At 53.2% G+C, this 13,628-nt stretch carries 15 protein-coding genes; 8 read left to right on the top strand and 7 right to left on the bottom strand.

Annotated elements, in window-relative coordinates; translation table 11 throughout:
• Positions 1–34: 34 nt before the first annotated feature.
• Positions 35–433, bottom strand: a complete 399-nt coding sequence (locus JQN59_RS03435) for a YgiW/YdeI family stress tolerance OB fold protein (RefSeq protein ID WP_003024544.1) — start codon at positions 431–433, stop codon at positions 35–37.
• A gap of 150 nt (positions 434–583) precedes the next feature.
• Between JQN59_RS03435 and qseB the strand changes: the two genes are divergently transcribed.
• The 4 genes from qseB (at position 584) to JQN59_RS03415 (ending at position 3,625) form a co-directional block, all read left to right on the top strand.
• Entirely contained in the window at positions 584–1,243 is a 660-nt protein-coding gene (qseB, locus tag JQN59_RS03430) for a quorum sensing response regulator transcription factor QseB (protein WP_003828394.1), read from the top strand.
• On the top strand, positions 1,240–2,589 hold the full coding sequence (gene qseC / locus JQN59_RS03425) for a quorum sensing histidine kinase QseC (protein WP_048225549.1): 1,350 nt from the start codon (positions 1,240–1,242) through the stop codon (positions 2,587–2,589). Before qseB ends, qseC begins: the two co-directional genes overlap by 4 nt.
• Positions 2,590–2,698: 109 nt before the next feature.
• Positions 2,699–3,280: an NAD(P)H-dependent oxidoreductase gene (locus tag JQN59_RS03420; RefSeq protein ID WP_003828397.1), complete on the top strand. Its 582-nt coding sequence runs from the start codon at positions 2,699–2,701 to the stop codon at positions 3,278–3,280.
• Between the two features lie 30 nt (positions 3,281–3,310).
• Positions 3,311–3,625 (top strand): putative quinol monooxygenase, encoded by a 315-nt coding sequence (locus JQN59_RS03415; protein ID WP_003024557.1) that lies wholly within the window; start codon positions 3,311–3,313, stop codon positions 3,623–3,625.
• A 106-nt stretch (positions 3,626–3,731) separates the two neighbouring features.
• On the opposite strand, the gene parE is transcribed toward JQN59_RS03415, so the two are convergent.
• The 5 genes from parE to nudF are packed head-to-tail and all read right to left on the bottom strand — an operon-like array spanning position 3,732 to position 8,137.
• Positions 3,732–5,624, bottom strand: a complete 1,893-nt coding sequence (gene parE, locus JQN59_RS03410) for a DNA topoisomerase IV subunit B (protein WP_003024571.1) — start codon at positions 5,622–5,624, stop codon at positions 3,732–3,734.
• Between the two features lie 28 nt (positions 5,625–5,652).
• On the bottom strand, positions 5,653–6,234 hold the full coding sequence (gene yqiA / locus JQN59_RS03405) for an esterase YqiA (protein WP_003024575.1): 582 nt from the start codon (positions 6,232–6,234) through the stop codon (positions 5,653–5,655).
• Complete coding sequence (gene cpdA / locus JQN59_RS03400) at positions 6,234–7,061, bottom strand: 3',5'-cyclic-AMP phosphodiesterase (protein WP_008785825.1); 828 nt, start codon at positions 7,059–7,061, stop codon at positions 6,234–6,236. Before cpdA ends, yqiA begins: the two co-directional genes overlap by 1 nt.
• A 24-nt stretch (positions 7,062–7,085) precedes the next feature.
• Positions 7,086–7,508, bottom strand: a complete 423-nt coding sequence (locus JQN59_RS03395; RefSeq protein ID WP_149608032.1) for a DUF1249 family protein — start codon at positions 7,506–7,508, stop codon at positions 7,086–7,088.
• Entirely contained in the window at positions 7,505–8,137 is a 633-nt protein-coding gene (gene nudF, locus JQN59_RS03390) for an ADP-ribose diphosphatase (protein ID WP_048215533.1), read from the bottom strand. Before nudF ends, JQN59_RS03395 begins: the two co-directional genes overlap by 4 nt.
• A gap of 199 nt (positions 8,138–8,336) precedes the next feature.
• Here nudF and tolC point away from each other — a divergent pair, with 199 nt between their 5' ends.
• The 3 genes from tolC to JQN59_RS03375 all read left to right on the top strand — a co-directional run bounded on the left by tolC (position 8,337) and on the right by JQN59_RS03375 (position 11,806).
• On the top strand, positions 8,337–9,815 hold the full coding sequence (tolC, locus tag JQN59_RS03385) for an outer membrane channel protein TolC (RefSeq protein ID WP_095533102.1): 1,479 nt from the start codon (positions 8,337–8,339) through the stop codon (positions 9,813–9,815).
• Between the two features lie 147 nt (positions 9,816–9,962).
• Complete coding sequence (locus JQN59_RS03380; RefSeq protein WP_003024591.1) at positions 9,963–10,640, top strand: DUF1190 family protein; 678 nt, start codon at positions 9,963–9,965, stop codon at positions 10,638–10,640.
• Positions 10,641–10,645: 5 nt separating this feature from the next.
• On the top strand, positions 10,646–11,806 hold the full coding sequence (locus tag JQN59_RS03375; RefSeq protein ID WP_048215531.1) for a glutathionylspermidine synthase family protein: 1,161 nt from the start codon (positions 10,646–10,648) through the stop codon (positions 11,804–11,806).
• Positions 11,807–11,891: 85 nt separating this feature from the next.
• Here JQN59_RS03375 and ygiD read toward each other — a convergent pair whose 3' ends face one another.
• Positions 11,892–12,680: a 4,5-DOPA dioxygenase extradiol gene (ygiD, locus tag JQN59_RS03370; RefSeq protein WP_048215530.1), complete on the bottom strand. Its 789-nt coding sequence runs from the start codon at positions 12,678–12,680 to the stop codon at positions 11,892–11,894.
• 147 nt (positions 12,681–12,827) lie between these two features.
• Here ygiD and zupT point away from each other — a divergent pair, with 147 nt between their 5' ends.
• On the top strand, positions 12,828–13,601 hold the full coding sequence (zupT, locus tag JQN59_RS03365; RefSeq protein ID WP_003024600.1) for a zinc transporter ZupT: 774 nt from the start codon (positions 12,828–12,830) through the stop codon (positions 13,599–13,601).
• Positions 13,602–13,628: the final 27 nt, after the last annotated feature.

The following is a 13,628-nucleotide window of genomic DNA, read 5'->3' as shown; positions in this document are numbered from 1 at the left end:
AAGAAAAGGGCCGCGAATGCGGCCCTGATGGGGATTACTTAGCAACTTTGGTAATCTGTTTTACGTCGATTTCAACGGAGTTCCAGTCTTTATCCACTTCACCCTGGATTTCAACCACATCCTGCGGTGTGACGGTTACGCCGTTCCAGCGCTTGTGGTCGATATCCACATTCACCGTGCCGGTCGCATCTTTAAACACGTACAGGTCGTCGGAAATACGCTCAACGATGTTCCCGCGCAGGGTAACCCAGGTGTCATCACGCAGTGATTTGGCGCTTTCTACCGTCGTGCTGCTACCGTTCGGGCCGACAAATCCGCCGTTTTGGCTCTGCGTGGTGGTTGTCGTTGGCCCAGAGAAGCCGCCCTGCTGAGCTGCCAGAACAGGTGCGGAACACAGTGCCATTACGGCAACCATTGCAGCTAATTTTTTCATCGTCATGTCTCCCTTTCATGTTGGTTTACGACTATTAAATAAGTTAATCCTTAACAAGTTCTTAAGGCAAAAAAAGATACTTTTTTTGCTGTACAGAGACTGTAGCCACAGGTTTACTGACTGCAAATGAGTTATCGCAGGGATGAACATATGCGTATTTTACTGATCGAAGATGACACGTTGATTGGCGATGGCCTGAAAACAGGTCTGAGTAAAATGGGTTTCAGCATCGACTGGTTTACCGAAGGTCGCCAAGGGAAAGAAGCACTCTACAGCGCACCTTATGATGCGGTAATCCTCGACCTGACGCTGCCAGGCATAGACGGACGGGACATTTTGCGCGAATGGCGAGCCAACGGAAAGCAGGAGCCTGTGCTGATTCTGACCGCTCGCGACGCGCTGGCAGAACGCGTAGAAGGCCTGCGCCTGGGCGCAGATGACTATCTGTGCAAACCCTTTGCGCTGATCGAAGTTGCCGCCAGACTGGAGGCACTGGTACGTCGTGCCAGTGGCCAGGCCAGCAACACATTGTGCCATGGCCAGGTAACGCTCGATCCCGGCGCGCTGGTCGCCACGGCGGCGGGTGAACCTTTGTCACTCAAACCTAAAGAGTTCGCGCTGCTGGAACTGCTGATGCGCAACAAAGGTCGCGTCCTGCCCCGCAAACTGATTGAAGAAAAACTGTATACCTGGGACGAAAATGTCTCCAGCAATGCGGTTGAGGTCCACGTCCATCACTTACGCCGTAAGCTCGGCAGCGACTTTATCCGTACCGTGCATGGCATTGGCTATACCCTGGGTGACGCATGAAACTCACACAACGCCTCAGCCTGCGAGTCAGGCTAACGCTTATTTTTCTGATTCTGGCATCAGCAACCTGGGCCGTATCCAGTTTTGTGGCCTGGAGGCAGACTACCGATAATGTCGATGAGCTGTTTGATACGCAGCTGATGCTGTTCGCCAAGCGGCTTAGCACGCTGGATATCAGCGATGTCACCACCTCAAGCAATATGGCCCGCACGCCAAAAAAACTGAAACATGGCCATATTGATGACGACGCACTGGCGTTCGCCATCTACTCCACCGACGGCAAAATGGTGCTACACGATGGCGACAATGGCCAGGATATTCCCTACAGCTACAGCCGGGAGGGGTTTAGCGACGGCCAACTCAGGGGCGACAACGATTCCTGGCGCTTCCTGTGGCTGAATTCCGCTGATGGAAAATATCGCATTGTGGTGGGCCAGGAGTGGGAATACCGGGAGGATATGGCGCTGTCGATCCTTACCGCACAGTTAACCCCGTGGCTGGTTGCGCTGCCGCTGATGTTGCTGATCCTGGTGGTCATGCTGAGTCGCGAACTCAGGCCGCTAAAAAAACTGGCGCAAGCTCTGCGCTGGCGCGCCCCGGAGTCAGAAGAACCGCTCGACCCGAAAGGTGTGCCAAGCGAAGTGCGCCCGCTGGTTGAATCGCTTAATCAGCTGTTTACCCGCATCCACTCTATGATGGTCCGCGAACGGCGCTTTACCTCTGACGCCGCTCACGAACTGCGCAGTCCGTTGACCGCGCTGAAGGTGCAAACCGAAGTGGTGCAACTGTCAGACGACGACCCGCAAACGCGGGAAAAAGCGCTGGTGCAGCTGCATGCGGGAATTGAACGCGCCACCCGACTGGTCGATCAGCTCCTGACGCTTTCGCGCCTCGACTCCCTCGATAATCTTCAGGATGTGGCAGAAATCTCGCTGGAGGAGCTACTGCAATCCGCGGTGATGGATATCTACCACCCGGCCCAGCAGGCGCATATTGACGTACGTTTGCAGATTAACGCACACAATATCACGCGCACAGGACAGCCGCTGTTGCTGAGCCTGATGGTACGAAATCTGCTGGATAATGCCATTCGCTACAGTCCGCAGGGGAGCATTGTGGAAGTGACGCTCAACGCCCGTAACTTCAGCGTCAAAGATAACGGTCCTGGCGTTGCGCCAGAGGTACTTACACACATCGGTGAACGCTTTTATCGTCCACCGGGACAAAGCGTGACCGGCAGCGGTCTCGGTCTGTCGATTGTCCGTCGTATCGCAACACTGCATGGAATGTCAGCCTCGTTCGGCAACGCTCCGGAAGGTGGCTTTGAAGCAAAAGTCAGTTGGTAATTGCGTTATTGTTGCTCATATAGCAAAAGACTTTGCACATTTTGCTAATTTCACCGTACCGCTGGTGGGAGTAAAATCGTCCTCAAACGTATTTCCTTGAGGACACAAAATGAGCAACATTCTGATTATCAACGGGGCGAAAAAATTCGGCCATTCTAATGGTCAACTGAATGACACCCTGACCGAGGTCGCGGACGGTATCCTGCGCGACCTCGGGCATGATGTTAAAGTCGTACGCGCAGACAGCGATTATGACGTAAAAGCAGAAGTGCAGAATTTCGTCTGGGCCGATGCGGTTATCTGGCAGATGCCAGGCTGGTGGATGGGCGCACCGTGGACCGTGAAAAAATACATCGATGACGTGTTTACCGAAGGTCACGGTACGCTGTACGCCAGCGACGGCCGCACACGTTCAGATGCCTCAAAAAAATACGGCTCCGGCGGGCTGATTCAGGGCAAAAAATACATGCTGTCCCTGACCTGGAACGCACCGATGGAAGCCTTCACTGAAAAAGACCAGTTCTTCCATGGCGTTGGCGTTGATGGCGTCTATCTCCCGTTCCATAAAGCAAACCAGTTCCTGGGAATGGAAGCGCTGCCGACCTTTATCACCAATGACGTGATTAAAATGCCGGACGTCCCGCGTTATATCGCAGAATATCGCAAGCATCTGACCGAAATTTTTGGTTAACTGGTAACCTGGAATTAGAAGGAGTTAACCATGCTTACCGTTATTGCAGAAATCCGTACACGTCCAGGTCAACATCACCGCCAGGCGGTACTGGATCAGTTTGCCAAAATCGTTCCGACCGTACTGAAAGAAGAAGGCTGCCACGGCTATGCGCCGATGGTGGATCACGCCGCAGGTGTGAGTTTTCAGACTACAGCACCAGATTCAATCGTGATGGTTGAGCAGTGGGAAAGCATCGCGCATCTTGAAGCGCATTTGCAGACCCCGCATATGAAAGCCTACAGCGAAGCCGTGAAAGGTGACGTGCTGGACATGAATATTCGTATTCTGGAGTCGGGCATTTAAGATTGTCGATTTGCCGGATGACGCTTAGCTATCCGGCATAAATCGCTTCGTCAGATGAGAGCCGGATAAGGCATTTTACGCCCGTCTCCGGCTTTTCTACATGCAATTACCCTTCGAGATCCGCCAGGTCGCCTTTCTCCTGCAACCAGTTACGACGATCTTCAGAACGCTTCTTGGCCAGCAGCATATCCATCATTGCGTTGGTACGCTGATCGTCTTCATCATCGATAATGAGCTGCACCAGGCGACGGGTGTTCGGATCCAGCGTAGTTTCACGAAGCTGCATCGGGTTCATTTCACCCAGACCTTTAAAGCGCTGCACATTCGGCTTGCCTTTCTTGCGCTTTAACTGCTCCAGTACGCCCGCTTTCTCTTCTTCCGTCAGCGCGTAATACACCTCTTTACCGAGGTCGATACGGTATAACGGCGGCAGCGCCACGTAGACGTGACCGTGTTTCACCAGCGTGCGGAAGTGCTTCACAAACAGCGCGCACAGCAGCGTAGCGATGTGCAGGCCATCGGAGTCCGCATCCGCCAGGATACAGATCTTGCCGTAGCGCAATTGGCTCAGATCGTCGCTGTCCGGATCGATACCGATCGCCACGGAAATATCGTGAACCTCCTGCGAAGCCAGCACTTCATCGGAAGAGACTTCCCAGGTATTGAGGATCTTACCTTTCAGTGGCATGATCGCCTGATATTCACGATCGCGCGCCTGCTTGGCCGATCCGCCCGCGGAGTCACCTTCGACAAGGAACAGTTCGGTGCGATTAAGATCCTGTGCGGTACAGTCCGCCAGTTTACCCGGCAGCGCCGGACCGCTGGTCAGCTTTTTACGCACTACTTTTTTCGCCGCACGCAGACGACGCTGCGCGCTGGAAATCGCCATCTCAGCCAGCAGTTCGGCTGACTGCACGTTCTGGTTCAACCACAAACTGAATGCATCTTTCACCACGCCAGAGACGAATGCCGCACACTGACGCGAAGAGAGGCGCTCTTTGGTTTGTCCGGCAAACTGCGGATCCTGCATTTTTACCGACAACACATAAGCACAGCGATCCCAGATATCTTCCGCCGACAGCTTCACGCCACGCGGCAGGATGTTACGGTATTCGCAGAACTCGCGCATCGCATCCAGCAGTCCCTGACGCAGACCGTTAACGTGCGTACCGCCCTGCATGGTTGGGATCAGGTTCACATAGCTTTCGGTCAGCAGCTCGCCGCCTTCCGGCAGCCAGAGCAGCGCCCAGTCCACCGTCTCCGTCTCACCGCTGAAATTACCGATAAACGGTTTTTCCGGCAGCGTCGGTAGGCCATTCACCGCTTCGCTCAGATAGTCATTCAGACCGTCCTGGTAGCACCAGCGCTGTTCGCTGTTGTTGACCTCATCCTTAAAAGTGATCTCAACGCCTGGGCACAGTACCGCTTTTGCTTTCAGTACGTGCGTTAAGCGCGAAACAGAAAAACGTGGGCTGTCAAAGAAGCTTTCATCCGGCCAGAAGTGCACGCTGGTCCCGGTATTGCGTTTGCCGCAGGTACCGACAACCTGTAAATCCTGCACTTTATCGCCATTCTCAAACGCGATGTTGTATACCTGCCCGTCGCGGCGCACGTTCACTTCCACACGTTTGGACAGGGCGTTAACAACGGAGATACCCACACCGTGCAGACCACCGGAGAACTGGTAGTTCTTGTTAGAGAACTTGCCGCCCGCGTGCAGACGACAGAGGATCAGCTCAACCGCCGGAACGCCTTCTTCAGGGTGAATATCTACCGGCATGCCGCGTCCGTCATCAATGACTTCCAGAGACTGGTCGGCATGTAAGATCACGTCCACGCGTTTTGCGTGGCCCGCCAGTGCTTCATCCACACTGTTATCAATCACTTCCTGCCCAAGATGGTTCGGACGGGTCGTATCGGTGTACATCCCAGGGCGACGGCGTACCGGCTCAAGCCCAGTGAGTACCTCAATGGCATCAGCGTTATAAGTTTGCGTCATGGTTTAAATAAGCAATTCGAATTGATCGTCAGAAACTGTGCAGTCCAAGGAAATCGACAATCGGGTTGAAATAATCTTCGAAGCCCGTGAATGCGTGGTTTCCGCCCTCAATAACTGTCTGACGGCAGGAGGCGTAATACGCCACCGCCTGGCGGTAGTCCAACACTTCATCGCCCGTTTGTTGGAGCAGCCAGATCAAATCCGGCGCTTCCAGCGGGTCAATCTGCATGACTTTAAGATCGTAAATATGGCGTGACTCTAGCACATATTGCTGCCCCGTGTAGGGGTTCTCGTTTTGACCGAGATAGTCGACCAGCAGTTCATAAGGCCGTACGGCAGGGTTCACCACCACTGCCGGCAGCATAAAACATTGCGACAGCCAGGTGGCGTAATAGCCGCCTAAAGAGGAACCGACAATCCCCAGCGACTCTCCGCCGTGTTCAAGAATGATCGATTCCAGCATCTCTGCGGCTTGCGCAGGATACGGAGGTAGCTGCGGCACGATCATCTCAACGTGCGGGTGGTGTTCCGCCAGCCAGTTTTTCAGTAAACACGCCTTCGCCGAACGAGGAGAGCTATTAAATCCGTGAAGATAGAGAAGCGTAGACATCAGTAGCCTTCTGAAGCGGTATCAGGGTGGAACCGATTACCCTGCAGACGACGTACCTGAGTCTGCAACGTCCCGTCGGCAAAAAGCTCCAGCGTCCGCCAGCCTGGGCTGATGGTATCCAATGTGAAGTTGGAACAGTGCGGTTTAAACTGCACGCAGGTCGACGGCGTCGCCAGCAGACGGCGACCGTTCCAGTCCAGATCCAGTTCCTGATGAATATGCCCGCACAATAGATACCTGGCGCGAGGATAATTCACCAGCACGTTATCCAGCTCAGCGGCATTACGCAGACTGTGCTGATCGAGCCAGCTGCAGCCCGCAGGCAGAGGATGATGATGCAGAAGCAGCAAGGTATTACGCTCTGGCGCATCAGCAAGTTTACGCTCCAGCCATTCGAGCTGGAATTCACTTAACTCACCGTGGGGAACGCCGAACACCTGGCTGTCCAGCAACAATATTTGCCACTGTTCGCCAATGAAAACGCGTTTGGCCGGGGAAATGCCCGCATCCTGCAGCGCGCTGTACATTGCCGGCTGAAAATCGTGATTACCCGGTAGCCAAACGCAGGGCGCACGAAAACTTGCGATGCCCTCAGCAAAATGCTGATAAGCCGCAGCGGATTGATCCTGCGCCAAATCACCCGTCGCGACGATCAGATCGTACTCAGGCGACTCTGCATGTATTGCATCCAGTACGGATTGATAGCTGTCCCAGGTGTTCACACCCAGCAGCGTTTCATGCTTTTCGGCAAACAGGTGAGTATCTGTAATTTGTAAGATCCTGACTCTGGCCTCACCAGCCAAAGGAAGGGTTAACAGGCTTTCCAAATGGTGTCCTTAGGTTTCACGACGCTAATAAACCAGAATCGCCATCGCTCCATGTGCTAAACAGTACCGTAACCAGTCGGCCAAAAACTGATTAATTTGATGCTTTTCGTCGCGTTGATGCAACTTTTTATTTGGATAATCATACCGCGCTTTGAAGCGAAAGATCTGCTGACTTGAACACACTTCAGCCACCCTTGCGTCATGATACAGGCGCACGGTCAATGAAGGCAGGCTCCAGTATGTGACGGCCGGTGCCGTTTGTTCGATCGCAACAAGCGTAGTGTATCGGGTCGATTCCACGATCGTTAACCGATATTGTGCGTTTGCTACCTGATAGCTCACTGTTTCACCGGCTGCATCATTACGTGGCAGCAGGCGGCGCAATTGCGAATAGTTGGTTTCGCACAGACGCATCATTTCAGGGAAGTCAGGTGTGTAACGCTTCATTTTTTCCACTCAGTTTTTAACTCTTGATAGTGCAGCTGTAACCATTGCAAGGCGATGACAGACGCTGCGTTGTCGATTTTCCCCTCTTCTACCCATTGGTAAGCCTGTTCCCGGCTTACCACATGAACACGAATATCTTCGTTTTCATCAGCCAGACCATGGATCCCGCTCGCGGTCGTGGCGTCCACTTCGCCGACTAAAATAGACAGGCGCTCACTGGTGCCACCCGGGCTTGCCAGATAGCTCAGAACGGGCTTCGTCCGTTTAACTTCCAGCCCGGCCTCTTCCATTGCTTCACGACGGGCTACATCTTCAACGGTTTCGCCCTCTTCGATCATCCCGGCCACCATTTCCAGTAACCACGGGCTTTCGCTGGTATCAAATGCCGCGATACGGATCTGCTCGACCAGCACAACTTCATCTCGCTCAGGGTCAAAGGGTAGCAAGACTGCCGCGTGTCCGCGCTCAAAAATTTCGCGTGTTACCTCGCCACTCATCCCCCCGTTAAACAGGCGATGGCGAAACCGATAAAGATCCAGTGAAAAAAAACCGCGGTATAGCTTTTCTCGTGCAATAATTTCTACATCATTTTTAGTGAAAGTCATTGGCAAGTTGTCTGGTTTACTCATTGTGCTGTCCTGAAACCAATAGTGATTAAAATGTGAATTTCAAGGTCGTTTGACTGATGTTTGAACGCCCTTGTGTTAAATTGATGCAAATTAACGCCGTATGGCACGTAACGCCAACTTTTTGAAGTGGCGGATTCTGCTAGAATCAGCAAATATTTTTACAATTTGATCAGCGCTAAATACTGCTTCACAACAAGGAATGCAAATGAAGAAATTGCTCCCCATCCTTATCGGCCTGAGCCTGTCGGGGTTCAGTACTTTGAGCCAGGCAGAAAACCTGATGCAGGTTTATCAGCAAGCACGCCTGAGCAACCCGGAATTGCGTAAATCCGCCGCCGATCGCGATGCTGCATTCGAAAAAATTAACGAAGCGCGTAGCCCATTACTGCCGCAACTGGGTTTAGGTGCCGATTACACCTACAGCAATGGCTACCGTGATGCAAATGGCGTCAACTCCAACGCCACCAGCGCATCTTTGCAGTTAACTCAGTCTATTTTTGACATGTCTAAATGGCGTGCCCTGACGCTGCAAGAAAAATCAGCAGGCATTCAGGACGTGACCTATCAGACCGATCAGCAAACGCTGATCCTGAATACCGCCACGGCCTATTTTAACGTACTGAACGCAATTGACGTGCTTTCTTATACCCAGGCACAGAAAGATGCGGTCTATCGTCAGTTAGATCAGACCACTCAGCGTTTTAACGTTGGCCTGGTTGCCATCACTGACGTACAAAACGCCCGCTCACAATACGATACTGTACTGGCGAACGAAGTTACCGCGCGTAACAATCTGGATAACGCGGTAGAACAGCTGCGCCAGGTAACCGGTAACTACTACCCGGAACTGGCTTCACTGAACGTTGATGGTTTTAAAACCAACAAACCGCAGGCGGTAAACGCGCTGCTGAAAGAAGCAGAAAACCGCAACCTGTCGTTATTGCAGGCCCGCTTGAGCCAGGATCTGGCACGTGAGCAGATTCGTCTGGCGCAGGACGGTCATTTACCGACTCTGGACCTGACCGCCTCTACCGGGGTATCTGACACCTCGTACAGCGGGTCTAAAACCAACAGCTCCCAGTATGACGACAGCAACATGGGCCAGAACAAAATCGGTCTGAGCTTCTCGCTGCCGCTGTACCAGGGCGGAATGGTTAACTCGCAGGTGAAACAAGCGCAGTACAACTTTGTTGGCGCGAGTGAACAGCTGGAAAGCGCACACCGCAGCGTGGTGCAGACCGTTCGTTCTTCGTTCAACAACATTAATGCGTCTATCAGTAGCATTAACGCTTACAAACAAGCGGTTGTCTCTGCACAAAGTTCTTTGGATGCGATGGAAGCCGGCTATTCCGTAGGTACACGTACCATTGTGGATGTGTTGGATGCCACCACCACGCTGTACAACGCCAAGCAGCAACTGGCGAATGCGCGTTATACCTATCTTATCAACCAGTTAAACGTCAAATCTGCGCTCGGTACGCTGAACGAGCAGGATCTGGTGGCACTGAATAATACGCTGGGTAAACCCGTATCCACGACCCCGGATTCGATCGCGCCGGAAAACGCGCAGCAAGATGCCGCGGCGGACGGTTATACGTCCAACAGCGCGACGCCTGCGGCGCAGCCGACAGCAGTACGTTCAACCAGCAGCACCGGCAACAACCCGTTCCGTAACTGATGCTGATGACGGGGCTTCGGCCCCGTCTGAACGTAAGACAACGTAAAGATCCGCCCCTTCTTCCGCATTCTCGCCTCTTACCGCTTCAATTTCGACCAGTCATCCTCTATTCTGAGCAGAGTTACCACTGGGTACTGGAAGACATAAATGAAACGGACAAAATCTATACATCACGCCTCGTTCCGCAAAAGCTGGAGCGCGCGCCATCTGACTCCTGTCGCCCTGGCAGTTACCGCTGTGTTTATGCTCGCGGGCTGTGAAAAGAGCGACGAAACGGTTTCGCTTTATCAGAACGCTGACGACTGCTCTGCGGCGAATCCGGGTAAAAGCGCCGAATGTACTACCGCGTTTAACAATGCGCTGAAAGAAGCTGAACGTACCGCGCCAAAATACGCCACACGCGAAGACTGTATCGCTGAATTCGGCGAAGGCCAGTGCCAGCAGGCTCCTGCGCAAGCAGGTATGGCGCCGACCGGTGAAGGCCAGGCTCAGGCACAGAATCAAAGCAGCGGCAGCTTCTGGATGCCGCTGATGGCGGGCTACATGATGGGCCGACTGATGGGCGGCGGAATGGGCGCTCAGCAACCGCTGTTCAGCTCGAAAAACCCAGCCAGCCCGGCTTACGGCAAATACACGGATGCCAGCGGTAAAAACTACGGTGCAGCAACGCCGGGTCGCACCATGACCGTACCGAAAACCGCTATGGCACCGAAACCAGCTACCACCTCTACCGTAACCCGCGGCGGATTTGGTGAGTCTGTGGCCAAACAGAGCACCATGCAGCGTAGCGCAAGCGGCACCACCACACGTTCAATGGGTGGCTGATCGTCATGGAAAGAGTCAGTATTGTTGAGCGCCCGGATTGGCGCGACAAAGCCACCGAATACGGTTTCAATTTTCACACTATGTACGGCGAGCCGTACTGGTGTGAAGACGCGTACTATAAGCTCACTCTTGCTCAGGTTGAAAAACTGGAAGAGGTCACCGCAGAGCTGCATCAAATGTGCCTCAAGGTGGTGGAAACGGTCATCGCCAGCGATGAGTTGATGACCAAGTTTCGCATTCCGAAGCATACCTGGGGCTTTGTCCGCCAGTCCTGGCAGACACAGCAACCGTCGCTCTATTCACGTCTCGATCTGGCGTGGGACGGCACGGGTGAACCCAAGCTTTTAGAAAACAACGCCGATACGCCAACCTCGCTGTACGAAGCCGCGTTTTTCCAGTGGATCTGGCTGGAAGATCAGCTCAATGCGGGCAACCTGCCGGAAGGCAGCGATCAGTTCAACAGTCTGCAGGAAAAACTGATCGAGCGTTTCACCGAGCTGCGTGAGCAGTATGGTTTTCAACTGCTTCATCTGACCTGCTGTCGTGACACGGTAGAAGATCGCGGTACGATCCAGTATCTGCAGGATTGCGCTGCCGAAGCTGAGATCGCAACAGAATTCCTCTATGTAGAAGATATTGGTCTTGGTGAAAAAGGTCAGTTCACCGACATGCAGGATCAGGTAATTGCTAACCTGTTCAAGCTCTATCCGTGGGAATTCATGCTGCGTGAAATGTTCTCCACCAAGCTGGAAGACGCTGGCGTTCGCTGGCTGGAACCGGCCTGGAAGAGCATTATCTCCAACAAAGCACTGTTGCCGCTGTTATGGGAAATGTTCCCGGACCATCCGAACCTGCTGCCAGCGTACTTCGCCGAAGACGATCATCCGCAGATGGATAAATTCGTCGTCAAACCGATCTTCTCGCGCGAGGGGGCTAACGTCTCCATCGTTGAGAACGGTAAAACGATCGAATCCGTGGAAGGACCGTACGGTGAAGAAGGCATGATCGTGCAGCAGTTCCATCAGCTACCGAAGTTTGGCGACAGCTATATGCTGATTGGCAGCTGGCTGATCAACGATCAACCAGCCGGGATCGGCATTCGTGAAGACCGCGCATTAATCACGCAGGATCTGTCACGTTTCTATCCGCATATTTTTGTCGAATAATTGAGAGAGCCGGGTGGTGACTTCGCCTTACCCGGCCTACGACGCGAACTTAATGCCCGATAAGCGCAGTGCCATCGGGCATTCATCATCCAACCTGCACCGACAACATACTTAAACTTCCCATCTCAATACCATCTACCGGGATCGTGACAGACTCTTTACCGTCCCAAGCCCCGAGTACATACAGCAGCGGCAGATAGTGATCCGGCGTCGGGTTCGACAACGATCCACCTTCATGATCGAGATAGTTCACCAATGGGTGCTGATCAACCGGTCCCTGCCATGTCAGGTTTGCCTTAACATAGTCATTGAATGAAGTCGCCCACGGATAAGGCGTGTTCTCACCGTGCCAACGTGCAGTGCGCAGGTTATGCACCACGTTACCACTGGCCACCAGCATAATGCCCTCATCACGCAGCGCCGCCAGCTTACGGCCCATCTCAAAATGCCATGACGCGGGTTTGGTGCTGTCGATACTCAACTGCACCATCGGAATGTCCGCATTCGGATACATCTTGATCAGCACGCCCCAGGAACCGTGGTCAAAACCCCAGGCTTCTTTGTCCAGGGTCACAGGCACTGGAGCAAGTAAGTCAACCAGATGCTGCGCCAGTTCAGGCGAGCCAGGAGCCGGGTAATGGGTGTCATATAATGCTTGCGGAAAACCGCCAAAATCGTGGATCGTTTTGGGGGCTTCCATCGCTGTCACACCCGTTCCACGGGTGAACCAGTGCGCCGAGACAACCACAATGGCTTTCGGACGCGGCAACGTTTCCCCCAGTTGCTGCCAGGCACGGGTATAAACGTTATCTTCCAGAACATTCATCGGGCTACCGTGACCCAAAAACAATGCTGGCATACGAGTTGAAGACATGATGATATCCTTACTGAGGGAGTCATTTTGATACCACCACAATACGCTTATTCGGTTGATGAAGAACTCAGATAACCATGATGAAGATCATCAGTTATTTTGACGATCTAACCCGGACAGCAGATTGATAAGGAGTTTTATTTGTCGATGTCAGTACCTTTACTTCTGACTTTACTGGCAGGTGCCGCCACGTTTATCGGCGCATTTCTCGGCGTGTTAGGGCAAAAACCGTCTAACCGCGTTCTCGCCTTTTCTTTAGGCTTCGCCGCCGGGATTATGTTACTGATCTCCCTTATGGAGATGCTACCTGCTGCGCTGGCCGCTGAAGGTATGTCGCCAGTGCTGGGCTACGGAATGTTTATCGTCGGCTTACTGGGCTACTTTGGCCTGGACCGTCTATTGCCGCACGCGCACCCTCAGGATCTGGTACAAAAAACAACGCAGCCTCTACCCGGCTCTATTAAACGCACCGCGATTTTATTAACGCTCGGCATCAGCCTGCACAACTTTCCTGAAGGGATTGCGACGTTTGTTACCGCCAGTAGCAACCTTGAGCTGGGCTTTGGTATTGCCCTCGCTGTTGCATTGCACAATATTCCTGAAGGATTAGCGGTGGCGGGTCCCGTCTATGCCGCCACAGGCTCCAAACGTACGGCGATATTCTGGGCAGGGATTTCAGGTATGGCAGAAATACTGGGCGGCGTACTGGCGTGGTTAATTCTCGGTAGCCTTATATCACCAGTGGTGATGGCGGCAATAATGGCGGCTGTCGCAGGTATTATGGTGGCGCTGTCCGTCGATGAATTGATGCCGTTGGCAAAAGAGATCGATCCCAATAATAATCCTAGTTATGGGGTGTTATGTGGAATGTCGGTGATGGGATTAAGCCTCGTCATCCTCCAGTCGATGGGAATCGGATAATCCAGAGGGCGGATGCCACCCTGCAAA

Origin of the sequence: Citrobacter sp. B72 (genome assembly GCF_016894305.1) — a bacterium.
Classification (GTDB): Bacteria; Pseudomonadota; Gammaproteobacteria; order Enterobacterales; family Enterobacteriaceae; genus Citrobacter; species Citrobacter portucalensis.
The sequence above is the reverse complement of the archived record's forward strand: the minus strand, read 5'-3'. Positions and strand labels throughout refer to the sequence as shown.

Coding starts and splice junctions, on each gene's coding strand:
- JQN59_RS03435 (WP_003024544.1), bottom strand. CDS start 433: ATGAAAAAATTAGCTGCAATGGTTGCCGTAATGGCACTGTGTTCCGCA.
- qseB (WP_003828394.1), top strand. CDS start 584: ATGCGTATTTTACTGATCGAAGATGACACGTTGATTGGCGATGGCCTG.
- qseC (WP_048225549.1), top strand. CDS start 1,240: ATGAAACTCACACAACGCCTCAGCCTGCGAGTCAGGCTAACGCTTATT.
- JQN59_RS03420 (WP_003828397.1), top strand. CDS start 2,699: ATGAGCAACATTCTGATTATCAACGGGGCGAAAAAATTCGGCCATTCT.
- JQN59_RS03415 (WP_003024557.1), top strand. CDS start 3,311: ATGCTTACCGTTATTGCAGAAATCCGTACACGTCCAGGTCAACATCAC.
- parE (WP_003024571.1), bottom strand. CDS start 5,624: ATGACGCAAACTTATAACGCTGATGCCATTGAGGTACTCACTGGGCTT.
- yqiA (WP_003024575.1), bottom strand. CDS start 6,234: ATGTCTACGCTTCTCTATCTTCACGGATTTAATAGCTCTCCTCGTTCG.
- JQN59_RS03395 (WP_149608032.1), bottom strand. CDS start 7,508: ATGAAGCGTTACACACCTGACTTCCCTGAAATGATGCGTCTGTGCGAA.
- nudF (WP_048215533.1), bottom strand. CDS start 8,137: ATGAGTAAACCAGACAACTTGCCAATGACTTTCACTAAAAATGATGTA.
- tolC (WP_095533102.1), top strand. CDS start 8,337: ATGCAAATGAAGAAATTGCTCCCCATCCTTATCGGCCTGAGCCTGTCG.
- JQN59_RS03380 (WP_003024591.1), top strand. CDS start 9,963: ATGAAACGGACAAAATCTATACATCACGCCTCGTTCCGCAAAAGCTGG.
- JQN59_RS03375 (WP_048215531.1), top strand. CDS start 10,646: ATGGAAAGAGTCAGTATTGTTGAGCGCCCGGATTGGCGCGACAAAGCC.
- ygiD (WP_048215530.1), bottom strand. CDS start 12,680: ATGTCTTCAACTCGTATGCCAGCATTGTTTTTGGGTCACGGTAGCCCG.
- zupT (WP_003024600.1), top strand. CDS start 12,828: ATGTCAGTACCTTTACTTCTGACTTTACTGGCAGGTGCCGCCACGTTT.